This is a genomic window from Rhizobium sp. BK275 (genome assembly GCF_014193555.1).
Lineage (GTDB): Bacteria > Pseudomonadota > Alphaproteobacteria > Rhizobiales > Rhizobiaceae > Rhizobium.
In genome coordinates, this window is record NZ_JACHZL010000001.1 from 685598 (window position 1) to 708029 (window position 22432).

Here is a 22432-nt window from a genome sequence, read left to right on the forward strand (position 1 = left end):
CTTTGGACCCGGTTGTATCGATCCGGCCGTTGCTTGCCATTACCGTCGCCGGTCTGGCGGCCCTCGCAGTTCTCCTTTTGAACAATCGCGAGAAACTTCGCGATCTGGTCTCGCCGTTGGCCGCGATCGCCATGTTCGTAATTGTCGTGTCGATGGCGCCCACGGTGCTGTCGGGCGGGACAGTCGAATTGCGCCTGTTCGAGATTCTGCCGGGGATCGACTTTGCTTTCCGGGTCGATGCGCTCGGCATGGTGTTCGCCACCGTCTCGTCGCTGCTGTGGATCGTGGCGGCGATCTATTCCATCGGCTACATGCGGCATTTGAACGAGCATGCGCAGACCCGGTTCTTCGCCTGCTTCGCCAGCAGTCTTGCGGCCGCCGCCGGGGGCGCCTTCGCCGCCAATCTGTTTACGCTGGTGATCTTCTACGAAGTGCTCAGCCTCGTCACCTATCCGCTCGTCTATCACCACGAGGACGAGGAGGGATGGAGGGGCAGCCGCAAATACCTCGTCTATCTGATGGGCGCCTCGAAAAGCGCACTGCTCGCCGCCCTGGCGCTGACCTATCATATTGCGGGGTCGCTCGACTTTGTCGCGGGGGGGCTGCTGGCCAGGAGCGATGCCTCGGCGGCGCTGCTGACGGTCATCTATTTCTGCTATCTTTTCGGCTTCGCCAAGGCCGCTGTGATGCCGATGCACGCCTGGCTGCCCGCCGCGATGGTCGCGCCGACACCGGTCAGCGCGCTTTTGCATGCAGTGGCAGTTGTCAAGATGGGCGTGTTCTGCGTGCTGCGGGTGGTGTTCCATGTCTTCGGCACGGGGCTGGTGGGCGGGCTGGGCCTCGGCATCGCCACGGCCTATCTGGCTTCGTTCACGATCCTGATGGCGTCGGTTTACGCCCTGACGCGGGACGACCTGAAGGCCAGGCTCGCCTATTCGACGGTCAGCCAGCTCTCCTACATCGTGCTGGGCGCGGTTCTGTTGTCGCCGGTCGCGATGGTCGGCGGGATTATCCACATCGCGGCGCACGCATTCTCCAAGATCACGCTCTTTTTCTGCGCCGGCTCGATCTATTGCGCGTCGGGCAAGCGCAACATCAGCGACATGGCCGGTATCGGCCGCAGGCTGCCCTGGACGATGGGGGCATTTTTCATCGCTTCGCTCAGCATGATCGGGATACCACCAACCGCTGGCTTCGTCAGCAAGTGGTATCTGGCGGAGGGCGCCGTGGCGGCGGGAGAGACCGCATTCCTGGTCGTGCTCCTGGTGAGCTCGGTCCTGAACGCCGCTTATTTCCTGCCGGTCAGCTATGCCGCCTTCTTCCAGGCGGAGAGGCCGGAGAGCCGGACGACGGTCCGTGAAATTCCGCTGGTGACGATTCCATTGGTCGCGACGGCGATCCTGTCGGTGCTGATGGGCATTTTCCCGGGCTATTTTCTCACCCTGGCAGACGGAGTGATCCGATGATCAAGCGTGTCGTCGACTTCTTTGGTGACGAGCAATATGCGAGGCCGCGCCGCCGACTATTCTACCTCGTGCTCGTCCTGATCGTCGTCGCCGACTTTCTGGTCTTGCGCGAACATGCCGAATATCTGTGGGACAGCCTGCCGGGCTGGTCGGCCGTCTACGGTTTCGTCTCCTGCGTCCTGCTTATCTTCGTTTCCAAGTTTCTCGGCCATCGGGTCGGGCTGATGCGGCGCGAGAACTATTATGACTGACTTCATCCATCCGGCTCTGCTCTTTATTCTTGGCGCCCTGCCGATCCCCTTCCTCAGCGGCTCGGTCCGCAAGGCCTATCTGCTTCTGATACCTGCGCTGGCGATCCTCGCCGTGCTTGCGATGGAGCCGGGCAGCTATGGCGAAGCGCGGTTCATCGGGCAGGAGATCCTGATCGCGAAGGTGGACAAGCTCAGCATCGTCTTCGCCACCGTTTTCACCATCATGGCGCTGATCGGCATGGTCTACGCGCTGCACCTGACGGATGCCGGCCAGCACGTGGCGGCATTCGTCTATGTCGGCAGCGCGCTTGGCGTGGTGTTTGCCGGCGACTACCTGACTCTCTACCTGTTCTGGGAGGGCATGGCATTCGCTTCCGCCTATCTGGTCTTCGCGCAGCGTGGTGGGCCGGCGATCCGGGCCGGGTTCCGCTATCTCATGGTCCATATTACCGGCGGCGTCGTCCTGCTCGGCGGCATCATTTCCCACGGGCTCGCCACCGGTTCACTGCTTTTCGGCCCGATCGCGGGCGGCCTCACCAACGGGGGAATGGGGGTCGGCGACTACCTGATCCTTGCCGGCTTCATCCTCAACGCGGCCGTGCCGCCGCTCAATGCCTGGCTGACCGATGCCTATCCGGAGGCGACCGTCACCGGGGCGGTGTTCATGAGCGCTTTTACCACCAAGACCGCCGTCTATGTGCTGGCGCGGGCGTTTCCGGGGACCGAGCTCCTGGTCTGGCTCGGCACCATCATGGCGCTCTACGGCGTCATCTACGCGGTGCTGGAGAACGATTGCCGGCGGCTTCTCGCCTATCACATCGTCAGCCAGGTGGGCTATATGATCGCGGGTATCGGCATCGGGACCGAGATGGCAGTGAACGGAGCCGCCAGCCACGCCTTCGCGCATATCCTCTACAAGGCGCTGCTGTTCATGGGTGCCGGGGCAGTCATCTACGTCACCGGCCGACGCAAGCTCACCGAGCTCGGCGGGCTTTACAAGACCATGCCGCTGACCGTGGCGCTTTACATGGTCGGCGCCTTCGCGATCTCGGCGTTTCCGTTCTTCTCGGGTTTCGTCACCAAGTCGATGGTGATAGCGGCCGCCGGAGCGGATCACCGCGCGCTGGTGGTGCTGGCACTGACGATGGCATCGTCCGGGACGTTCCTGCACACTGGCCTCAAGCTTCCCTATTACATGTTCTTCGGGACGGACCGGAAACTGGAGGCGCGGGAGCCGCCGCGCAACATGCTGATTGCCATGGGCATGGCGGCGGTGCTCTGCATTGCGATCGGGGTGTTCCCCCAGCCGCTTTATGCGCTTCTGCCCTATCCGGTGGATTTCGAACCCTATACGGGCCAGCATGTCATGGAGAGCCTCGGGCTCTTGATGTTCACCGCCCTGGGGTTCGTGCTGTTCCTCTGGGCGCTCGATCCCGAGAACACGATCAGCCTCGACACCGACTGGTTTTATCGCAAGGGTGCGCGGGCCTTCATGTGGCTCGCCGAAAGGCCGCTGGCGCGCTATGAGCAGGCGGTGAGCAATGTCTCCGAGACCGCGGCGCTGCCCTTGCTGCACGGCGCGGCGCGGGCAGGCCTCCGGCTCGACCTTGCCGGCGTGGATGCCGTGGTGAATGGCATTGCCCACTCGATCCTGCACGGCGGCGGGCGGCTCAGGCGGCTCCAGACGGGTGTCGTGACCCATTACGTGCTGGCGATGGTCGCCGGTCTGATCGCAGCCACCGCCGTCTTCGTCGTGGCCTGGCGATAGGGGGTGCCATGGGCTTCCCGCTGCTCAGCTTCATCATATTCACACCCGTCGTCGGGGCTGCGGTTCTGATGTTCCTGCGCGGTGACGATGCGGCGCGGTGGACTGCCCTCTCTTTTACCGTCCTCGACCTTGCTCTCTGCATCGCCATGCTGGTCGGCTTCGACACCACGACCCATGCCATGCAGTTCACCGAGACGCACCCGTGGGTGCCCGCGCTCGGGATCAATTATGCGCTTGGCATCGACGGAATCAGCGCGCTCTTCGTGTTCCTGACCGCACTGTTGGGATCGATCTGCGTGCTCGCCTCCTGGGTCGCGATCGACCGCAAGGTGAAGGAATTCATGATCAGTCTGCTCTCCATGCAGGCGCTGATGCTCGGGGTCTTCTGCGCGCTCGATCTGTTCCTTTTCTACGTTTTTTGGGAAGCAATGCTGATCCCGATGTACCTCATCATCGGCGTCTGGGGCGGCGAGGGTCGGGTCTATGCGGCGATCAAATTTTTCCTCTACACGCTGGCGGGCAGCCTCCTGTTCCTGATCGGTGTCATCGTGCTCTATTTCTACGGTGGCAGGACCTTCGATATCCTCGCTTTGACAGAGCAGGACTTGCCGTTCCGGATCCAGTCCTGGCTGTTCTTCGCCTTCCTGATCGCTTTTGCGGTCAAGGTGCCGATGGTGCCGCTCCATACCTGGCTGCCGGACGCTCATGTGCAGGCGCCGACGGCGGGCAGCATTATCCTCGCCGGCGTGCTCCTGAAGATGGGTGCCTACGGATTCCTGCGGTTCTCGCTGCCGATGCTGCCGGAGGCATCGATGTATTATTCGACGCTGATGCTGGCGCTTTCGATACTTGCGATCGTCTATGGGGGGTTGCTCGCGCTGGCGCAGGACGATCTGAAGAAGCTGGTGGCTTATTCCAGCATCAGCCATATGGGCTTCGTGACGCTGGGGATTTTTGCGCTGAACCTCCGCGGGCTCGAGGGCGGTATCCTGCAGATGTTCAATCACGGCGTGACGACAGGCGCCCTATTCCTGTTCGTCGGGCTGATTTACGAGCGGACCCATACCCGCAGCATCGCCGACTATGGCGGGTTGATGAAGGTGGTGCCGGTCTACACCACGTTTCTGGCACTATTTACCCTGTCGTCGATGGCGCTGCCGGGAACGAATTCGTTCGTGGGCGAGTTGCTGGTGCTGTCAGGCGGGTTTGCTGCCAACCTGGTCGCCGGCTCGGTCGCCGTTTTGGGCGCATTGCTGGGGGCTGCCTATCTGCTCGGCATGTATGGGAAAGTCGCGCTCGGCCCGGCCCGCGTCGGTGCCCGATTGACGATACGCGACGTGAACGCCCGTGAGATGGCTGCGATCCTGCCGCTGGCCGTCTTCGTGCTCTGGGTTGGGCTCTATCCGAAACCCTTTCTCGACATCATCGATGCCTCGGTGAAGCATCTGCTGACACACGTGCAGAGCAGAGGGAGCGGCCCATGACCGCCGCCGCGCTTTTCCAGTCGGCCCTAGCGAGCCTGCCCGAGATCGTGGTGATCACCGGCGCCTGCATCCTGCTGATCCTGGGACAGTTTGTGCGAAAGGGACAGGAATATTTCCTTGTCTGGGCGTCGATCGCGATCGTGTTGATTGCCGCCTTGGCGACACTCATGCCGGCGAGCGAAGTGCGGCCGGCCTACGCGGGCATGTTCATCGCCGACCGCTTCGCGGTCTTCTTCAAGTTCGTTTTCTACCTGGCCACCGTTCTGACATTCCTCCTTTCGCAAAAATATGCCGATATCGAAGGGATCGGGAGCAGCGAATACTATGTCCTGCTGCTCTTTGCGCTTTCGGGCATGATGATCATGGCCTCGGCGACCGATCTTCTGTCGATCTATGTGGGCCTCGAGCTGATGGTGATTTGCACCTATGTGCTGACCGGCTTCCTGCGGCGTGAGCGGCGGTCGAACGAAGCAGCGCTGAAATACGTAATCCTTGGCGCGGTCTCGACCGGGATTTTCCTCTACGGCGTTTCGCTGGTCTACGGGCTCACCGGCACAACGCAACTGGACGGGATGGCTGCGGCCGTGACCGGCGATCCGCTCGATCCCGGATTGCTGCTGGCGGTGGTCTTCATCGTCGCGGGACTGGTCTTCAAGGTCGGCGCGGTTCCCTTCCATATGTGGGTGCCGGACGTCTATGAAGGCGCTCCGACGACGATCACCGCCTTCATGTCGGTAGGCCCCAAGGCGGCAGGGTTCGCGGTGATCCTGCGGGTGTTCCTCAACCCTCTGGTCGCAGCCTCAAACGTCTGGATCATCGTCGCCGTCATTGCGGTGGTGACGATGGCGCTCGGCAGCTTCGTGGCGCTGGTCCAGGATAATTTCAAGCGTCTTCTGGCCTATTCCAGCATCGCCCATGCCGGCTTCGCCATTTTCGGCGTGGCCGCTGGAGGCGCCGATGGGATCGCCAGCGTGATGCTCTATCTGCTGATCTACGCCTTCATGAATCTCGGCATTTTCGGCACCGTCATCATGATGCGGAACGGCGATTTCTCAGGCGAGGTCATCGAAGACTATGCGGGTTTCGCCAAGTCACATCCGGGACTGGCGCTTCTGATGCTGCTCTATCTCTTCTCGTTGGCAGGCATTCCGCCGACGGCCGGGTTTTTCGCCAAGTTTTACGTGCTGGTCGCTCTCGTCGAGCATGGTTTCGTCATGCTGGCGGTCATCGCAGTGCTGCTCAGCGCCATCGCCGCCTATTTCTACATCCGCATCGTCATGGTGATCTACATGCGCGAGCCGAAGAGGACGTTCACCCCGGCGCTGACGCCTCTGGTGGGCGCGACGCTCGCCATCACCGCTGCCGGCACCATCGGCATCGGCCTGTTTCCGTCGTGGTTTCTGAAGCTTGCCCAAGGCTCGGTCTTTGGCGGGTGAGCGATTGGATTTGCAATGATCACACCGACGGAATAAACTTGCAGGTGGAGAAAGGATTGCCCAAGTCGCGCAGCGCGTGACCGATTTACCCCTTCGGGATGAGGTCGGTGGGCAACCGGTGCAGTGATATGACTGCAATGGAATTCTTGCCGGTTCTTTTCATGGTCGCCGGAGTCGTTCTGGTGGCGGGGGTGACGTTGTTCGTTTCCTCGCTGCTGCGCCCATCCAATCCCTATCCCGCCAAGAACATGCCCTATGAATGCGGCATGGACGCAGCGGGCGAGGCGGCAGCGGGCCGCTTCAGGGTGCCGTTCTTTATCCTCGCGATCCTGCTGGTCGTTTTCGATGTCGAAGCGATGTTCCTTTTTCCCTGGGCCGTCGTCCTCAAAGAGATCGGGCTCGTCGGCTATATCGAGATGTTCATCTTCATATTGCTGCTTCTCGTGGGCTTCGCCTATGCTTGGCTGAAAGGAGCGCTGGAATGGGAGGCGTAAACAACGCGATCCGCGACAGCGTGCTGTTCACCACGGCCGACAGCATCATCAGTTGGAGCCGGAGATCGGCGCTGTGGCCGGAGACCTTCGGCATTGCCTGCTGCGCCATCGAGATGATCTCGGCCGGTTGCGCCCGCTACGATCTCGACCGGTTCGGCGTGGTCTTCCGCCCTTCGCCGAGACAATCCGACGTCATGATCATCGCCGGCACCGTGACACGGAAATTCGCGCCCGTCGTGCGGCGGCTCTATGACCAGATGCCGGAACCGCGCTGGGTGATCGCCATGGGTACCTGCGCTATTTCGGGCGGGGTCTACAACACCTATGCCGTGGTGCAGGGATCGGAGACCTTCGTGCCCGTCGATGTGCATGTGCCTGGCTGTCCGCCCCGGCCCGAGGCGCTGATGCACGGCTTCCTCCTGCTTCAAGAAAAGATCAAGAGGTCCCGGTCGCTCGCCGGCACACCTCTGGATCGGGTTATAGCGTCATGAGTGTGGAGCCGTCCCTCAATCGCGCTCCGATCCTGGAGCGCTTCGGAGAAACAATCGAGGACCTCGGCACTGCGCACGGTATCGATGCTTTTGCCATTCCGCCCGCAAGGATCGTCGAGTTCTGCCGGTTCCTGAAAGAGCATCCGGCGCTGCAATTCAATTTCCTCTCGGACATTTGCGGGGTCGATCACTATCCCGAAACGCCGCGGTTCGAGGCAGTTTACCATCTTTATTCGCTGCCCAACAGGTGGCGGATCCGCATCAAGTGCCGGCTTGGCGATCCTCCTGAAGTGCCTTCGGTCACGGGAGTCTGGCGCACCGCCAACTGGCATGAGCGTGAGGCCTGGGACATGTATGGCATCCGGTTTGCGGGACATCCCGATCTGCGCCGGATCTACATGTGGGAAGGCTTCGAGGGCTTTCCCCAGCGCAAGGATTTCCCCTTAAGGGGCTATAAGGACAAGTTGAACCCCTTCGGTGCCGAAGGTCCGCCGCCAACGCAGCCCGACCTTGCCACCAGGGACATTCCGTAAGGGAGGCCGTCTACGCCGGAACGTTGAGATGACCGAAGTCACCGAACTCAGCAGGCCTGAGGGTGAAGCGCTCAAGACCAGGGAAGTGCTTCTCAACCTCGGTCCGCAGCACCCCAGCACCCATGGGGTTCTTCGGCTCGTCCTCGAACTGGACGGCGAGTTCGTCGAGCGCATCGATCCGCATATCGGCTACCTCCATCGCGGCACCGAAAAACTGGCGGAGAGCTTCACCTATACCCAGATTTTCCCGCTGACGGACCGGCTCGACTATCTCTGTCCGCCCTCGAACAACCTCGCCTTCGCGCTGGCGGTGGAGAAACTCCTCGGCATAGAAGCGCCGATCCGGGCGCAATATATCCGCGTGATGATGGCCGAGCTGGCACGGATCTCCGGTCACCTCCTGATCACGGGCGCGCTGCCGATGGATCTCGGCGCCATGACCGCATTGCTTTACGTCATGCGCGAGCGCGAAATGATCATGGACCTCCTGGAAATGATCACCGGTGCGCGCATGCACACGTCCTTCTGCCGGGTCGGCGGGGTGCGCGAGGACCTGCCTGACGGGTTCTTCCCCAAGATCCGGGAATTCTGCGACATCTTCCCGAACCGGATCCGCGACTATGAGCGACTGCTCGAAGATAACCGGGTGTTTCTCAATCGCACGAAGGGGATCGGCGTGATCTCCGCCGAGGATGCTGTCGATCTCGGCCTCAGCGGCCCGAACCTGCGTGCTTCCGGTGTCGACTGGGACATCCGCCGCGATGAGCCCTACGAGATCTACGACCGGCTCGATTTCAACGTCATTACCCGTAACGAAGGCGATTGCTACGCACGCTGGCGATGCCGCGTCGACGAAATGCGCGAAAGCATGGGGATCATCGAACAATGCATCGACCAGATGCCCGAGGGGCCGTTCCAGATCGACATGCCGACAATCGCCTTCCCGCTGGACAAGGATCGGGTGCACTGCTCGATGGAGGCGCTGATCCAGCATTTCGACCTGTCGGCCTACGGCTTCAAGGTGCCGAAGGGCGAGGTCTATTCGGCGATCGAGGCGCCAAAGGGCGAGCTTGGCTTCTACATCATCAGCGACGGGTCGCCAAAACCATTCCGCATGAAGGTGCGGGCACCCTCGTTCGTCAATCTTCAGGCCCTCTTCGGGGTCACCAACGCCCGCTATCTGGCGGACATGATCGCCGTGCTCGGCAGCCTCGACCCTGTGATGGCGGAGGTGGACAAGTAGCAAGGATTTGAATGCGATGACCATGCGCGAAAAGATCGAAGAGGCGGCGGCGCGCTATCCCGACCAGCGCTCTGCGATCATGCCCGCGCTCCTGATCGCGCAGGAAGAACATGGCCATCTGCCTGGGCCAGTGCTGGAAGAGGTCGCCGACATTCTCGGAGTCGAGCGGATCTGGGTCTACGAGTTGGCGACTTTCTACACCCTCTTCCACACCGAGCCGGTGGGGATGTTCCACCTGCAGCTCTGTGACAATGTTTCCTGCATGCTGTGCGGATCAGAGGAACTGCTAAACCATCTGGAAACGGTGCTGGGGATCAGGAAAGGCGGCACCACCCCGGACGGGCTGTTTACGCTTTCGACCGTCGAATGCCTCGGCGCCTGCGAGATGGCTCCGGTGATGCAAGTCGGCGACGATTACCACGGCGACCTTGATGTGGCGCGGATAAACGCACTGTTGGACAGCCTGCGGGCGACAGCGGGAGCCGCGAGCGCCGAGCACGCCTCTGCGCGGCTGCCGGGGGAGTAGCGCCATGTTCGAGCCGGTTCTTCTCAAAAATATCGATGTGGCGGACGGTCATTTGGTGTCGACCTACGAGGCCGGCGGCGGCTACAAGGCGCTAGCGAAGGCGCTGCGCGAGTACACGCCTGACGAGGTTATCGACCTCGTCAAACGGTCCAACCTGCGCGGTCGCGGCGGTGCCGGATTCCCAACGGGCATGAAATGGGGTTTCGTGCCGAAGCGCACCGGCAAGCCGACATATCTGTGCTGCAACGCCGATGAGGGCGAGCCGGGCACGTTCAAGGACCGGATCGTCATGGAGCGCGACCCGCATCAACTGATCGAGGGGCTGGCGGTCAGTGCCTATGCGATTGGGGCCGAAACCGCCTATGTCTACATTCGCGGAGAATATGTGACGGCGATCCGTCGTCTGCAGCAGGCGATCGCCGAGGCCCACGCAAAGGGCTATCTCGGAAAGCGCATTCTGGGCTCGGATTTCAATTTCGCGGTACACATCCACTGCGGCGCCGGCGCCTATATCTGCGGCGAGGAGACTGCAATGCTCGAGTCGCTCGAGGGCAAGCGGGCGCAGCCGCGATTGAAGCCGCCATTTCCGGCCGTGGCCGGGCTCTACGCCAGCCCGACAGTGATCAACAATGTCGAGACGCTCGCTTGCGTGCCGCATATCATTATGCGGGGGGCGGACTGGTTTCGGGGCATCGGCCCGGACAAGAGCCCCGGCCCGAAGCTCTACTGCCTCAGCGGGCAGGTGCGCAAACCCGGCCTCTACGAGTTGCCGATGGGCATAGCGCTGCGCGAACTGGTCGAGAACCACGCCGGCGGCCCGCTGCCGGGACGTAAGATCAAGGCGGTGATCCCGGGCGGGGTCTCAGCGCCGGTCATACCGGAGCACGGGCTGGAGGTGAGGATGGATTTCGACTCGCTGGCTGCCGCCGGCTCGATGCTCGGTTCTGCTGGCGTCATCGTGATCGACGACTCGACCTGCATGGTCAAGGTCGCCACCCGGATCATCGAATTCTTCCACCATGAGTCCTGCGGCAAGTGCACGCCATGCCGGGAGGGATTGAACTGGGTCGTGAAGGTCCTGCGCCGGATCGAGGCCGGGGAAGGTGCCGCCGGCGATCTGGAGCAGCTGGAGATGCTCTGCAAAGGCATTTTCGGCAACACGTTCTGCGCCCTGGGTGACGGCGCGGCGATGGGATTGCGGGCAGCACTCGCGCATTTCCGCGATGAGTTCGTTGCCCATATCGAGGAGCAAAGGTGCCCGTTCACGGAGGGAGCGCGCTGGGACGGGGCTGCGAGGAACTATGGTTAGCATTACGATCGATGGACAAACGCTGGAAGTTGAGGCTGGCTCGACAGTGCTGCAGGCCGCCCGGCGTTTGGGCATCGATATCCCGACCTTCTGCTATCTGAAGCGTCTGCCGGCGCTGGCCTCCTGCCGCATGTGCCTGGTGGAGATCGAGGGGCAGCGGCGGCTGCAGCCGTCCTGCGCCACCGCCGTCACCGAGGGAATGGTGGTGCGGGCGAATACAGCTCTGATCGAGGAAACGCGCTCTTCCATGCTCGATATGCTGCTCGCCAACCACCCCCTCGACTGTCCGATCTGCGACAAGGGCGGTGAATGCGAGCTTCAGAACATGGTGATGGCCTATGGCCCCCGCGAGAGCCGATTCCGCGATGACAAGCGTGTGTTCCACTCCGAGGACATCCGTCTGAGTCCGGTCATCATCATGAACGTCAACCGCTGCATCCAGTGCCAGCGCTGTGTCCGGATGTGTGAGGAGGTGGTCGGCGCGGTCGCCCTGGGCACCATCGAAAAAGGCATGGATACCGCCGTCACCGGATTCGAGGGCAGTCTCGCGAGTTGTGATCAGTGCGGCAATTGCGTCGAGGTCTGCCCGGTCGGCGCGCTGATGAGCTTCCCCTATCGCTACAAGGCACGGCCCTGGGATCTCACCGAGACCGACACGATCTGCCCGCATTGCGGCACGGGCTGCCAGCTGACGGTGGGCACACGCAAGGGCGAGTTCATGCGGGTGCGCTCGAAGTGGGACGAGGGGCTCAACCGCGAAACGCTCTGCGTTCGGGGACGCTTCGGCCTCGATTTCGTCGCGAGTCGAGACCGGATCAAGCGGCCGATGATCCGTCGTGATGGCGCCCTGGTTCCGATTTCCTGGGATGAGGCTGGGGACTATCTGCGCCGGCGGCTATCGGCGGTCGAGGGCAAGGCTGCCGGAGGGCTCGCTTCGCCTCGCCTCCCCAACGAGATGCTCTATCAGTTTCAGAAGCTGATGCGGACGGCATTCTATACCAACAACATTGATTGCTCGTCACGCTGGTCTACGCCCTTCGATACGCTCGGCCCGCTGCTGGCAGCCTTCAACAGCCGCGCACCGCTGGACGACGTGATCGGCAACGACTGCGTGCTTGTCGTCGGCGGCAACGTCACCGAGGAGAACCCGGTCACCGAATACCTGCTGCGGGATGGCGTGCGGCGGCGGGAGACCAGATTGCTCATGCTCTCGGCGCGGCCGTCCCGTCTGGATGCCGATGCCAGGATGGTGGTTCGCGTGCTGCCGGGCGGAGAAGCGGCGAGCCTTGCGGCGGTGGTGGCCGGTCTCGCAGCGGCAGTTGGTCCGGCTTTGCCTGCCGACGTTCTCGCGGGCATCGGCGCGACAATTGGCAAACCGGTGGCGGAAACCGGCATTGACGGGCCGGGTCGTCTGGCAGCCGTGCTCAAGGAAGGCCGCAGCGTCACCGTGCTTGTCAGCGTCGACCTCCTGAGATCACCCGAAGCGCGCGCGACGCTGCAGCAGATCAATAACCTGCTGCAGGTTCTGCGCCTGCTCGGCAAGGGCCTGGCGATGCAGTTCCTCTTCGACCGTGCCAACCAGATGGGCGCCTGGGACATGGGAGTTCTGCCGGCGGCTCTGCCGGGGCTGCGGGCGGTCACCGACGATGTGGCGCGCACAACTCTTGCGCGGAACTGGGGCGCCGAAATCCCGTCTGAACCCGGCGCGGATCTCGATGCCATTCTGGAGCTCTGCGTCGGCGGACGGATGGGCGCTCTCTACGTCGTCGGAGCCGACCCCCTGATCGCCTATCCTGACAGGGATTTCGTGAGGCGGGCGCTTGGCGCCGCCGATCTCCTGATCGTGCAGGACGCCTTCCTCACGGATACGGCGGGCCTTGCCGAGGTCGTCCTGCCCGCGGCAGGTTACGGCGAGGAAACCGGCACGTTCACCAACAACGAGGGCCGGACCCAGACGGTCCGCAAATTCCGCGAACCCGCCTTCGAGGCGCGGAGCAACCTAGCGATCTTCGATTTCGTCGCGGCGCTTCGCAACCAGGCACTGCGCCCGTCGACGCAAGGCGAAATTTTCGACGAGATCGCACGGCTGGTTCCAGCCTATCAGGGATTGACGCAGGACGCGCTTGGTGCCGACGGCGTATTCACCAAGGCAGTGCCCACGCCACCGGCGGCCAAGTTCTTTGCGCCGCCGCCCGTCCCGGCAGCAGCCGACCGGCTCATGCTGATCACCGGCGACTGCCTGTTCCACAACGGATATCTTTCCGAACGGTCGGACACCCTGAACACGGTCGCCAATGATCCCTATGTCGCGATGAGCGCGCAGGATACCGCAGAGCTTGGCCTTTCGGATGGCGATCAGGTCATTGTGCGTTCCGCCCAGGGAGAACTGACGGCGCAGCTCAAGGTCGATAGGCGGTTTCCCAAGGGTCTCGTCTTCGTTCCGGAAAACTATAGAGCCTTGCGTCTCAACGGCCTGATGCGGCGGGGCGAATACCCATGCCCGGTGGAGGTTCAGAAGGTGCATGCCACTCTTGAGGTCGACCGCCCGAGCAGGATCTGGCGTGGGGTTTGAAGATTGGGGCCGAAGCACCGCAAGGCCCCCGAGCAAGCTGCCCTGCCCCAGCGTCTTCGCATCAAGCTGGCGACGTCAGTGATACCTGGTCCCGCAGATGTAATCCTGCAGATCCTGCTCTGTGCGCTGCGCTTCCTCGAGCCTGTGTTTAACCACGTCGCCGATACTGACCACGCCGACAACGTCGCCACCATCCAGGACCAGCACATGACGCGTGCGCCGCTGGGTCATGATCCCCATCGCGACGGGTAGCAAATCCCGTGTCGAACAGGTCGCCACGTTGCGGTTCATGATATCCGCGACCCGCATCATCGCCGCCTCGGCCCCGTATTCCGCCACGGCGTTGCAGCAATCCCGCTCCGATAGCGAACCGAGGTATTCGTCGTTCGATCGGCTGACGACGACGAAGCCGATATTGTTGTCGCGAAACAGCCTCAAGACTTCCACCATCGTCTGATCGGGTGCCACCGTGATGACACCGACACCCTTGTTTTTCATGATCTCGCCGACAAGCATCTGAGCCTCCTGTCTGCGCGCTCCGGCTCGACGGATGGCGCGCGTTCACGTTCGCCGGATATTCCGCCACCAGTTGTAGCCCTGCGTCTCTTTCGTCTCGACCAGCACGTCCTTCCTTGTATTCAGGCGCGCGGCAACCACGCCGCCGCCGGTTGCCGCCTTGCCCGGCTTGGCGAGCAGGTCGTCGCGCCCGATCACCAGGTCGGCTGAGGAAAAACTCGAAAATTCGTACTGCTGGCCAAGCTTAATTGCATCCGCTGGGCAGGCGTCCTCACACAGCCCGCAGAACAGGCAGCGAGCGGTGTCGATCTCGAATTTGGCCGGGTGCCGATTGCCTTTCTCGTCCTCGTAGGGGACGACTTCGATGCAGTCGCAGGGACAGATCCGCGCGCAAAGTTCGCAGGCCACGCACTTGATCTCGCCCTCTTCATCACGCGTCAGGAAGTGATGCCCGCGATAGCGTGAGTAGGGTAGCCATTTTTCCTTGTCCGGATACTGCATGGTTACGGTTCTGGAGAACAGGTAGCCGAAGGTCAGAGCCAACGCATTCGCCAGATCGGCGAAGAACGCCCAGCCAATCCATGTTCCAACTCTGTCCTGCGCGTGCGACATCGCCGCCTCGCTACGGAGCCGCTATGGCTCCTAAAAGTACACCGGTTATAATTATGTTCGCCATCGACAGAGGAAGCAAGACTTTCCATCCGATCGCCATCAGTTGGTCGTAGCGGTAGCGGGGGAAAGTGAAGCGGAACCAGATAAATACATAGACGAAGAATGCGACCTTAAGCACAAACCAGAGAAGTGGTGGCAAGGGGATCAGGACACCGTTCCAGCCGCCGAAAAACAGGATCACCACCAGGACCGACACCAGCAAGACGATGGCATATTCGCTGACCATGAAAAACGCAAAGCGGATACCGCTGTATTCGGTATGGAAGCCGGCCCCCAGATCACCCTCCGCTTCCGAAAGGTCAAAGGGAATACGCTGCGCTTCAGCCAATCCGGCGACGAAGAATACGAAGAAGCCTACCGGTTGGTAGACGATGTTCCAGACATCGGTTTGCGCCCGCACGATGTCGAGCAGGCTCATGGACTGCGCCAACATGACCACCCCGATCACCGCGAACCCCATCGGAATCTCGTAGCTGATCATCTGCGCGCAGGTCCTGAGGCTGCCGAGGACCGCGTATTTGCTGTTAGCGGCCCAGCCACCGAAGATGACACCATAGACCTCGATCCCGATCACGGCAAAGACGAAGAGTAACGCCACATTCATGTTGGAGACGTAGAGCGTGATCTCTGCGCCAAGGACCGAGATGCTTTCGCCGAAGGGGATCGCGACGAACACCACAAAGGGCGGGGCGAGCGCCAGGACTGGCGCCAGTTTGAACAGGAAGCGATCGGCCTCGGCCGGAATGTGGTCCTCTTTGGTCAAGAGCTTAATTCCGTCCGCCACCGGCTGCAGCAGCCCGTGCCACCCGACACGCATCGGCCCCATCCGCTGCTGGATGTGCCCGGCGATCTTGCGTTCCAGCCATGTCAGCGGCAACGGCAGCAGCAGCAGGATCGCAATCAGAAACGCGACCTTGAAGACAATCAGGCCAAGGGCGACGATAAGTTCCATGATCCGCGGCCACTTATTCATCGGGTTGAAGCGCGCGACCGGACTTTGGCTCCTGTCGGGCTACATGGTACAATGGCCACGCACCTCATACAATGCCATCGCAGTTATGTCGTCGCGATCGTCTCTTTGTCTTTCCCAATCTCGAAGCGAGCCGAACACGCATCCAACAACACCCGCCTTTTTTGCACCGGCGACCTAAGGATCCGCCTCCAGAAAGGCTCGGGCAAAGCCCGGCTGCGCGGAATCAATTGTCCCGTCGGGCAGTTTTAGGAGTCGCTCGAAGGCAATGCCATAGAGCCGCAGCCGCTCCTCGAGCATCCATACGGCTTCGTCGACATTTCCTCGTTCGGCCATGCGCGTGGCCTGATGCATCACGTCCCGGAAGATCAGCCTGAGCTGTAGCAGCATTTCGGCGAAAGCCTCCGGATCAGGCACGTCGAGCACCCCTTCTTCACTCCCTTTCCTGAGAAGATCGGTGAAGATCGGCATGGCAAGTTCGCGGCCCGCCTGGTCGACACGATGGAAGAGCGCGATATTCTCCGGCCGGAAGAGCACCGAGAACGTCTTTCTGAGGCGCGGAGCAAGCTCGATGTTCAACTGTCGCGCCCCGGAGAAAAGCGCGTTGATCCTGCCGATTGCGTCGAGCGACGGGTCTTCGAGCAGGGGCCGCAGTTCGGCGATGCTGTCGCGGGCAAGACGTGCCGCCAAAGCCTCCAGCAAGGCCTCCTTCGATACGAAATAGTGATAGAACGCCCCTTTCGACAGACCGGCTTCGCGAATGATGTCGTTCACGGTCGTATTGTCGTAGCCGCGCTCGAAGAACAGGCGCTGGGCGCAGTCGAGAAGCTCGGCAGATCGTATCTCCGGCTGTTTGATCACTCTGGGCAAGACAGTCCTCGCTTCATGCGTGTCGCGCAATGGAAGCATGATCCGCTTCTATATGCAATATTTATAGACCGACGGTCGGTCTAATGATAGGTTTTTGGCAATGAAGAACCGAATGGAGCGTTTCGTGAGGCCTTTGCGCTGGATTGCCGGCATTGCGATGGTTGTCGCAGTGGCTGGCGCCGTCGCCTGGTATATCTTGCGGCCGGCAGCGATTTCCATCGCGACGCCCATGCGCGGCGACGCAGCGGAGATCGTCTATGCGAGCGGTGTCGTTGAGCCGCGCATCTGGGCCAAGGTAGCGCCGGTGGTTCGCGAGAGGATCGTCGAACAATGCAATTGCGAAGGATCGAGGGTCGCGAAAGGCGACGTGCTGGCCCGACTCGATGACAGTGAAGCGAGGGCTACTCTCGGCGAGCTCGAGGCGCGGCAGGTTCTCGCGCAGCAGGAGTTTCAGCGCCAGACCGCGCTTGCGGAAAAGTATGCGGCAAGCCAGCAGGAGGTCGACCGTGCCCGCAGCGAACTGTCGCAGATCCAGGCGTTGCTTGTCGCCCAAAAGGCTCGACTCGAATCCCATATATTGCGCGCACCCAGCCCCGGCGTCGTCTTGAGACAGGATGGTGAGGTCGGCGAGGTGGCCGAACTCGGCAGCGTGCTGTTCTGGGTTGGCGAGCCACGGCCACTGCTCGTGGTCGCAGAGGTCAACGAGGAGGACATTCCGCGGGTGGCGGTGGGGCAGCGCGCGCTTCTCAGGGCCGATGCATTCCCCGGACAAAATCTCGAGGCGGTGGTCGACAGCATCACGCCGAAGGGCGATCCCATGACGAAGACCTACCGCGTCCGTTTTCGCCTGCCGGACGACACGCCGCTTCACATCGGTATGTCGACGGACGTCAATATCGTCATTCGCGTGTCCAAAAATACGCTTTTGGTCCCGTCCGTGTCGATCGAAGGAAACAAACTCTTCGTCGTCGAAGGGGGCATGGCGCGACTGCGCCAAATCCAGACGGGTATTCGTGGTATCAATGGCATCGAGGTACTTTCCGGTCTTGACGAGAAGGCCCGGATCATCTCGCCCTATCCGGCCAACCTGGCCGATGGCGCGCGCGTGACGATTGCCACGCCACAGGAGTAAGCCGATATGCCGCTTATCCTCGACATCGCCGTTACGCATATCGTCGGCCGTGGCCGCCAGACGATCGTTGCCGTACTCGGGGTCGCGGTCGGCGTCGGATTCTCCATCGCGATGGCAGCGCTGATGCAGGGAGGACAAGACGACTTCATCAGGCAGCTTGTCGACACGATGCCGCATGTCGACATCACCGACGAACATCGCACGGCGCGCCGCCAGCCAGCGGAGGACGTCTTTACGACCGTTGCCATTTCGGGGCTGAGACCACGCGATGACCGCCGTGGCATCATCAACCCGACCGCCGCGACCGCCGGGCTCGAGAGTTGGGTCTCCGGCCGCTTTGCGGAGAGCCTCAAGGCGCAGGGCGTGATCCGCTATTCCAGCCGCGAGGTGGGGGCTGCGATCATCGGCATCGACCCCGAACGGGAACCGGGCGTGTCACCGATCGTCGAGGACTTCGTGAAAGGCAGCTTTGCGGCATTGACCGCAGGCGGCAACAACGTTGTCATAGGCGAGACAATGGCGGGCCGGCTCGGCGCCGGGCTTGGCGACACGATCACGGCAGTCTCCTCCGAAGGCCTGACCCGCGACTTCAAGATCGTCGGCCTGTTCCACACCGGCACCACGGCGCGGGATGAAGGGGAAGCCTATCTTCTCCTGAAGAATGCCCAGATCCTGTCTGCCCGGCCGAACGCCATCAACGAGATCCGCATCAAGCTCGACGATCCGAACCGCGCGCCCGACGTCGCGCGTCGTGCCGAGGCGGAGCTTGGCTACAAGGCCGTTGCCTGGCAGGAGGCAAACGAATCCATCCTCGAAGCGCTCGTGGTGCGCAACGTCATCATGTATACGGTGGTCGGCGCGATCATGCTGGTTGCGGGCTTCGGCATCTACAACATCATCTCCACCATCACGCATGAGAAGGCGCGCGACATCGCCATCATGAAATCGCTTGGCTTCCCTGAGTCGGATATGCGCCGGTTGTTCCTGCTTGAGGGCATGGCGATCGGGGCGGCGGGTTCGGCAATCGGCTGTGCGTTCGGCCTTTCGATGATCTATGCGCTGTCCCTTATCCGGTTCGAAATCGCAACAACCGGGCAGGAGATAACGCGACTGCCGATTGCCTGGAGCGCGCTCCACTATGTCATTGCCTCGGCTTTTGCGCTCGGCTCGGCGGCGGTGGCAGGATATCTGCCGGCGCGCCGTGCGGCGCACTTGAACCCCGTCGAGATCATCAGAGGGGCGACATGAGCGCCCTCGTCGAGACGGAGAAACTGACGCGCATTTTGCCGGAGACGGTGCCTGTCACGCTCGTCAAGGACGTGACGCTTTCCATAGGCGAGACGGAATTCGTCGCCGTCACCGGCCCGTCCGGATCCGGCAAGTCGTCGTTGCTTTACCTTCTCGGGCTGCTCGACAGGCCAACCGATGGAAAGCTGAGCATCGGCGGCCGCGACACCGGGCCGATGACGGAGCGGGAGCGGGCGGCGACGCGGCTTTCGATGATCGGCTTCGTATTCCAGTTTCACTTTCTGCTGCCAGAATTCACTGCGCGGGAGAACGTCGAGATTCCGATGCGGAGGCTCGGCCGATTGGCGCGGCCTAAGATGCGCGAGCGGGCCGGCGAGTTGCTCACATCCCTGGGGCTGGGCGAGCATCTCGACAAGCGGCCCGACCAGCTCTCGGGCGGCCAGCGTCAGCGCGTCGCCGTGGCACGCGCACTCGCCAACGATCCACCGCTCATACTCGCCGACGAGCCGACTGGAAGTCTCGATAGCAGGAATTCCGAACAGGTCTTCGCGACCCTCGAGAATCTGGTACGCGAACGCGGGAAGACGGTAGTGGCGGTAACTCACGATCTCGACATGGCGGCGCGCATGGATCGCCGCATCCATATCGTCGACGGAAAGATCGATCTGCTGCCGGAACTGCCGCATTTGCAGGCTTAACAGCCCGAGTTGCCGCGAGACGGGCTCGGCTCGTTATGGCGTCAGGTAAAAGGACCACCGGTCGCACTACGATCGAGATAAGCCCTGAACGGGCTGAGGCGGCGGTTTTGCGGCCACCGACCAGAACAGAGCTCCAGCGTTTGCATATGAATCACGGCATCAGATTGAACTTCTCGTAAGCTTATTCCCGTGGTCTTCCCGCCTGAAGCGGGATCAGGTTGCCGATTTCCATCGGGAACGGGAATATGATCGTCGAACTCTTTTCGCTCGCGAGAACGTTCAACGTGCTCAGATAGCGAAGCTGCATGGCCTGCGGCTTGCGGGCGAGGATCTCCGCCGCCTCGAGAAGCTTTGCTGCCGCCTGCTGCTCGCCCTCTGCATTGATAACCTTCGCCCGCCGCTCCCGCTCGGCCTCCGCCTGGCGGGCGATGGCGCGGATCATCGATTCGTTGATATCGACATGCTTGATCTCGACATTGGCGACCTTGATGCCCCACGCATCCGTCTGCGCGTCGAGGATTGCCTGGATATCGCTGTTGAGCTTGTCGCGTTCTGCAAGCATCTCGTCGAGATCATGCTTGCCGAGCACTGAGCGCAGCGTCGTCTGTGCGAGCTGGCTGGTGGCAGCCATGAAGTTTTCCACCTGGATGGTCGACTTTTCAGGATCGATGACCCTGAAATAGATCACCGCGTTGACGCGAACTGAAACGTTGTCTCTGGAAATAACATCTTGGCTCGGCACGTCGAGTACCCGGGTGCGCAGGTCCACTCGTATCATCTGCTGCACGTAGGGAAAGAGCAGGATCAGGCCCGGTCCCTTGACGCCGGTGAAGCGGCCGAGTGTAAAAACGACGCCGCGCTCATATTCGCGCAGGATCTTGATCGCCGATCCGATGATGAGCAGCAAAATGAGGATGACGACGCCATAAAAGGCAAAGCCCACGAACATGCTCATGATTTCCTCCTGCCTTTGAATATTTTCTGCCCTACCTTTCCTGCCGCTGGCGAGCGACTTCGAGCGTCAGGCCTTTGCGGCCGGTAACCTTGATTTCGTCGCCGCTGGACAGTGGTTCGGCGGCGATCGCTCTCCAGCGTTCGCCATGTGCGATCACGTAGCCCGTCATATCTTCCCAGCTCTGAACCTTGCCGGAAAGACCGATCATCTGCTCGGCTCCCGTAGCCACGTCGCGCCGGCGCGATGTGAAGGCGAGAAACGCGATCAGAAGGCTGAGCGCCGAGATTACAATGGCGATGGCGCCCAGCATCGGCCATGAGACGCTGAAGCCCGGTATGTCGGTGTCGAACAGAATCGCCGCACCCAGCACCAAAGCCAGTCCGCCGCCTATGCCGAGCGCGCCGAAAGACGGCGAGTGCACTTCTGCGACGGTCAGGCCCACGCCCAAAACAATCAAGCCGACGCCGGCATAGCTGACTGGCAGTAGGGCGAGCGCATAGAGGCCAAGCAGCAGGCAGATGGCGCCGATCGTTCCGGGCAAGAACGTTCCCGGCGCGAGAAATTCAAAGATCAGTCCATAGATGCCGATCATCATCAGAATGAGAGCGATGTTCGGATCGGTGATCACCGAAAGCAGACGGATCCGCCAGTCCGGCTCGAACGCCTCTATGGCAAGGCCTGCCGTATCGAGCCGCACGTCAGCCTGGCCGATTCTCACCACGCGCCCTTGCGCCTGGGCCAGAAGGTCGGCGGGGCTGGCAACCATGAAATCGATGACGTGTTCGCGCAAGGCCGCGGTCGCCGAAAGGCTGGCCGCCTCGCGCACCGCGCGCTCAGCCCAGTCGGCATTGCGGCCCCGCAGTTCCGCAAGCCCGCGGATATAGGCCACGGCGTCGTTGACTGCCTTGGTCTCCTCCGGACTGCGCGGTGCCTGCCGCTTGTTGCCTTCCGGATTGGTCTGATCGTCTCCCGTGCCTTTGTCCGGCGGTCGGCCGAGTGCGATCGGCGTTGCGGCACCGAGATTGGTGCCAGGCGCCATTGCCGCGACATGACTTGCATAAAGGATATAGGTTCCGGCGCTGGCGGCACGCGCTCCGGGAGGCGCGACGAAACCCGCGACCGGTACCGGCGACGCAAGGATTGCGCGGATGATGTCACGCATCGACGTGTCGAGACCGCCCGGCGTATCCATCTGCAGAACAACAAGCACCGCCCCGCGATCGGCGGCGTGCTGAAGACCGCGCTTGATATAGTCAGCCGTCGCCGGACCGACGGCACCATTCAGCTGAAGGATGATCGCGACCCGATTGGACTCCCCCTGCGCCGCGATGGCACCAAATGCCGGCATCAGGCCCAGCATCAGGGCAAGCACTTGCGATATTCTTCGCCAGAACCTCGAATGCCATGCCAATTTTCGCCGATTATCCATAGGCGGGAATATATAGCGGCACGGTCAAACGGTAAGACCGGTCGATTGGGCTAGCGCCCGTCGAGACGCAGCGCGTGTTCCAGTCGTCGATGTCGATGGAGGTCACACGGGGTATGGTTTTGAGCTGCTGTTTAAGCAAGCTGCCGTTTTTTTAATAGGGAAGAAGCTAAGGTACGCCCAATTCGACGCTTTGATGATAGCAGCACCTGAGGCCTCGCTACTCGACGTCTGGCGCAGTTGATGGGATACGTGCCGCCGTACAGCGGGCAAGATTCTACTTCGCATCAATGACTTCCCACACATAGGGATGGAGGGCGTTGGAGACCGATGTTTTTGCATCTGATTGCTTTACTGTCGACCGCCGACGGG

General features: G+C 61.7%; 21 protein-coding genes. 15 read left to right on the forward strand and 6 right to left on the reverse strand.

Going from position 1 to position 22432, the window contains the following annotated elements:
* The first annotated feature begins 2 nt into the window (after positions 1-2).
* From FHT82_RS03120 to nuoG, 12 genes are all read left to right on the forward strand, one after another.
* A complete protein-coding gene (locus FHT82_RS03120; protein WP_183726207.1) occupies positions 3-1466 on the forward strand; it encodes a monovalent cation/H+ antiporter subunit D family protein in 1464 nt (487 codons plus the stop codon).
* On the forward strand, positions 1463-1717 hold the full coding sequence (locus FHT82_RS03125; RefSeq protein WP_183726208.1) for a hypothetical protein: 255 nt from the start codon (positions 1463-1465) through the stop codon (positions 1715-1717). The genes FHT82_RS03120 and FHT82_RS03125 overlap by 4 nt, the downstream gene beginning before the upstream one ends.
* Positions 1710-3485, forward strand: coding sequence for a Na(+)/H(+) antiporter subunit D (locus tag FHT82_RS03130; protein WP_183726210.1), 1776 nt, complete (start codon positions 1710-1712; stop codon positions 3483-3485). The genes FHT82_RS03125 and FHT82_RS03130 overlap by 8 nt, the downstream gene beginning before the upstream one ends.
* Before the next feature lie 8 nt (positions 3486-3493).
* A complete protein-coding gene (locus FHT82_RS03135; RefSeq protein WP_183726212.1) occupies positions 3494-4969 on the forward strand; it encodes an NADH-quinone oxidoreductase subunit M in 1476 nt (491 codons plus the stop codon).
* Complete coding sequence (locus FHT82_RS03140; protein WP_183726214.1) at positions 4966-6405, forward strand: NADH-quinone oxidoreductase subunit N; 1440 nt, start codon at positions 4966-4968, stop codon at positions 6403-6405. The genes FHT82_RS03135 and FHT82_RS03140 overlap by 4 nt, the downstream gene beginning before the upstream one ends.
* Positions 6406-6533: 128 nt before the next feature.
* On the forward strand, positions 6534-6899 hold the full coding sequence (locus tag FHT82_RS03145) for an NADH-quinone oxidoreductase subunit A (protein WP_183726216.1): 366 nt from the start codon (positions 6534-6536) through the stop codon (positions 6897-6899).
* Positions 6887-7390: an NADH-quinone oxidoreductase subunit NuoB gene (nuoB, locus tag FHT82_RS03150; RefSeq protein ID WP_183726218.1), complete on the forward strand. Its 504-nt coding sequence runs from the start codon at positions 6887-6889 to the stop codon at positions 7388-7390. The genes FHT82_RS03145 and nuoB overlap by 13 nt, the downstream gene beginning before the upstream one ends.
* Positions 7387-7923, forward strand: a complete 537-nt coding sequence (locus FHT82_RS03155; RefSeq protein WP_183726220.1) for an NADH-quinone oxidoreductase subunit C — start codon at positions 7387-7389, stop codon at positions 7921-7923. Before nuoB ends, FHT82_RS03155 begins: the two co-directional genes overlap by 4 nt.
* 28 nt (positions 7924-7951) lie before the next feature.
* Positions 7952-9166, forward strand: a complete 1215-nt coding sequence (gene nuoD, locus FHT82_RS03160) for an NADH dehydrogenase (quinone) subunit D (protein ID WP_183726222.1) — start codon at positions 7952-7954, stop codon at positions 9164-9166.
* A gap of 16 nt (positions 9167-9182) precedes the next feature.
* The gene (gene nuoE, locus FHT82_RS03165) at positions 9183-9692 is read left to right on the forward strand and encodes an NADH-quinone oxidoreductase subunit NuoE (protein ID WP_183726224.1); all 510 of its coding nucleotides are present in this window, start codon (positions 9183-9185) and stop codon (positions 9690-9692) included.
* Positions 9693-9696: 4 nt separating this feature from the next.
* On the forward strand, positions 9697-11001 hold the full coding sequence (gene nuoF / locus FHT82_RS03170) for an NADH-quinone oxidoreductase subunit NuoF (protein ID WP_183726226.1): 1305 nt from the start codon (positions 9697-9699) through the stop codon (positions 10999-11001).
* Positions 10994-13573 (forward strand): NADH-quinone oxidoreductase subunit NuoG, encoded by a 2580-nt coding sequence (nuoG, locus tag FHT82_RS03175; protein WP_183726228.1) that lies wholly within the window; start codon positions 10994-10996, stop codon positions 13571-13573. Before nuoF ends, nuoG begins: the two co-directional genes overlap by 8 nt.
* Positions 13574-13648: 75 nt before the next feature.
* Here the strand turns inward: nuoG and FHT82_RS03180 are convergent, their stop codons facing one another.
* The 4 genes from FHT82_RS03180 to FHT82_RS03195 form a co-directional block, all read right to left on the reverse strand.
* Entirely contained in the window at positions 13649-14089 is a 441-nt protein-coding gene (locus tag FHT82_RS03180) for a CBS domain-containing protein (protein ID WP_183726230.1), read from the reverse strand.
* Between the two features lie 45 nt (positions 14090-14134).
* Positions 14135-14701, reverse strand: a complete 567-nt coding sequence (locus FHT82_RS03185; protein WP_183726232.1) for an NADH-quinone oxidoreductase subunit I — start codon at positions 14699-14701, stop codon at positions 14135-14137.
* Between the two features lie 10 nt (positions 14702-14711).
* Positions 14712-15713 (reverse strand): NADH-quinone oxidoreductase subunit NuoH, encoded by a 1002-nt coding sequence (nuoH, locus tag FHT82_RS03190; protein WP_183726234.1) that lies wholly within the window; start codon positions 15711-15713, stop codon positions 14712-14714.
* A 195-nt stretch (positions 15714-15908) separates the two neighbouring features.
* Positions 15909-16592 carry a helix-turn-helix domain-containing protein gene (locus FHT82_RS03195; RefSeq protein ID WP_348647580.1) on the reverse strand — a complete coding sequence of 228 codons (684 nt, stop codon included), beginning with the start codon at positions 16590-16592 and terminating at the stop codon, positions 15909-15911.
* Between the two features lie 166 nt (positions 16593-16758).
* Between FHT82_RS03195 and FHT82_RS03200 the strand changes: the two genes are divergently transcribed.
* The 3 genes from FHT82_RS03200 to FHT82_RS03210 are packed head-to-tail and all read left to right on the forward strand — an operon-like array spanning position 16759 to position 19679.
* On the forward strand, positions 16759-17733 hold the full coding sequence (locus FHT82_RS03200) for an efflux RND transporter periplasmic adaptor subunit (RefSeq protein ID WP_246698076.1): 975 nt from the start codon (positions 16759-16761) through the stop codon (positions 17731-17733).
* A 6-nt stretch (positions 17734-17739) separates the two neighbouring features.
* The gene (locus FHT82_RS03205; protein ID WP_183726240.1) at positions 17740-18981 is read left to right on the forward strand and encodes an ABC transporter permease; all 1242 of its coding nucleotides are present in this window, start codon (positions 17740-17742) and stop codon (positions 18979-18981) included.
* Complete coding sequence (locus FHT82_RS03210; RefSeq protein ID WP_183726242.1) at positions 18978-19679, forward strand: ABC transporter ATP-binding protein; 702 nt, start codon at positions 18978-18980, stop codon at positions 19677-19679. Before FHT82_RS03205 ends, FHT82_RS03210 begins: the two co-directional genes overlap by 4 nt.
* A 181-nt stretch (positions 19680-19860) precedes the next feature.
* Here the strand turns inward: FHT82_RS03210 and FHT82_RS03215 are convergent, their stop codons facing one another.
* Together FHT82_RS03215 and FHT82_RS03220 are read right to left on the reverse strand one after the other, a co-directional pair.
* A complete protein-coding gene (locus tag FHT82_RS03215) occupies positions 19861-20634 on the reverse strand; it encodes a slipin family protein (RefSeq protein ID WP_183726244.1) in 774 nt (257 codons plus the stop codon).
* Positions 20635-20665: 31 nt separating this feature from the next.
* Positions 20666-21994: a nodulation protein NfeD gene (locus tag FHT82_RS03220; RefSeq protein ID WP_246698077.1), complete on the reverse strand. Its 1329-nt coding sequence runs from the start codon at positions 21992-21994 to the stop codon at positions 20666-20668.
* Positions 21995-22432: the final 438 nt, after the last annotated feature.

Bases quoted from the DNA above. Each gene is read 5' to 3' on its own strand.
- FHT82_RS03125 (WP_183726208.1), top strand. From the start codon at position 1,463: ATGATCAAGCGTGTCGTCGACTTCTTTGGTGACGAGCAATATGCGAGG.
- FHT82_RS03130 (WP_183726210.1), top strand. From the start codon at position 1,710: ATGACTGACTTCATCCATCCGGCTCTGCTCTTTATTCTTGGCGCCCTG.
- FHT82_RS03135 (WP_183726212.1), top strand. From the start codon at position 3,494: ATGGGCTTCCCGCTGCTCAGCTTCATCATATTCACACCCGTCGTCGGG.
- FHT82_RS03140 (WP_183726214.1), top strand. From the start codon at position 4,966: ATGACCGCCGCCGCGCTTTTCCAGTCGGCCCTAGCGAGCCTGCCCGAG.
- FHT82_RS03145 (WP_183726216.1), top strand. From the start codon at position 6,534: ATGACTGCAATGGAATTCTTGCCGGTTCTTTTCATGGTCGCCGGAGTC.
- nuoB (WP_183726218.1), top strand. From the start codon at position 6,887: ATGGGAGGCGTAAACAACGCGATCCGCGACAGCGTGCTGTTCACCACG.
- FHT82_RS03155 (WP_183726220.1), top strand. From the start codon at position 7,387: ATGAGTGTGGAGCCGTCCCTCAATCGCGCTCCGATCCTGGAGCGCTTC.
- nuoD (WP_183726222.1), top strand. From the start codon at position 7,952: ATGACCGAAGTCACCGAACTCAGCAGGCCTGAGGGTGAAGCGCTCAAG.
- nuoE (WP_183726224.1), top strand. From the start codon at position 9,183: ATGACCATGCGCGAAAAGATCGAAGAGGCGGCGGCGCGCTATCCCGAC.
- nuoF (WP_183726226.1), top strand. From the start codon at position 9,697: ATGTTCGAGCCGGTTCTTCTCAAAAATATCGATGTGGCGGACGGTCAT.
- nuoG (WP_183726228.1), top strand. From the start codon at position 10,994: ATGGTTAGCATTACGATCGATGGACAAACGCTGGAAGTTGAGGCTGGC.
- FHT82_RS03180 (WP_183726230.1), bottom strand. From the start codon at position 14,089: ATGCTTGTCGGCGAGATCATGAAAAACAAGGGTGTCGGTGTCATCACG.
- FHT82_RS03185 (WP_183726232.1), bottom strand. From the start codon at position 14,701: ATGTCGCACGCGCAGGACAGAGTTGGAACATGGATTGGCTGGGCGTTC.
- nuoH (WP_183726234.1), bottom strand. From the start codon at position 15,713: ATGGAACTTATCGTCGCCCTTGGCCTGATTGTCTTCAAGGTCGCGTTT.
- FHT82_RS03200 (WP_246698076.1), top strand. From the start codon at position 16,759: ATGGTTGTCGCAGTGGCTGGCGCCGTCGCCTGGTATATCTTGCGGCCG.
- FHT82_RS03205 (WP_183726240.1), top strand. From the start codon at position 17,740: ATGCCGCTTATCCTCGACATCGCCGTTACGCATATCGTCGGCCGTGGC.
- FHT82_RS03210 (WP_183726242.1), top strand. From the start codon at position 18,978: ATGAGCGCCCTCGTCGAGACGGAGAAACTGACGCGCATTTTGCCGGAG.
- FHT82_RS03215 (WP_183726244.1), bottom strand. From the start codon at position 20,634: ATGAGCATGTTCGTGGGCTTTGCCTTTTATGGCGTCGTCATCCTCATT.
- FHT82_RS03220 (WP_246698077.1), bottom strand. From the start codon at position 21,994: ATGCTGGGCCTGATGCCGGCATTTGGTGCCATCGCGGCGCAGGGGGAG.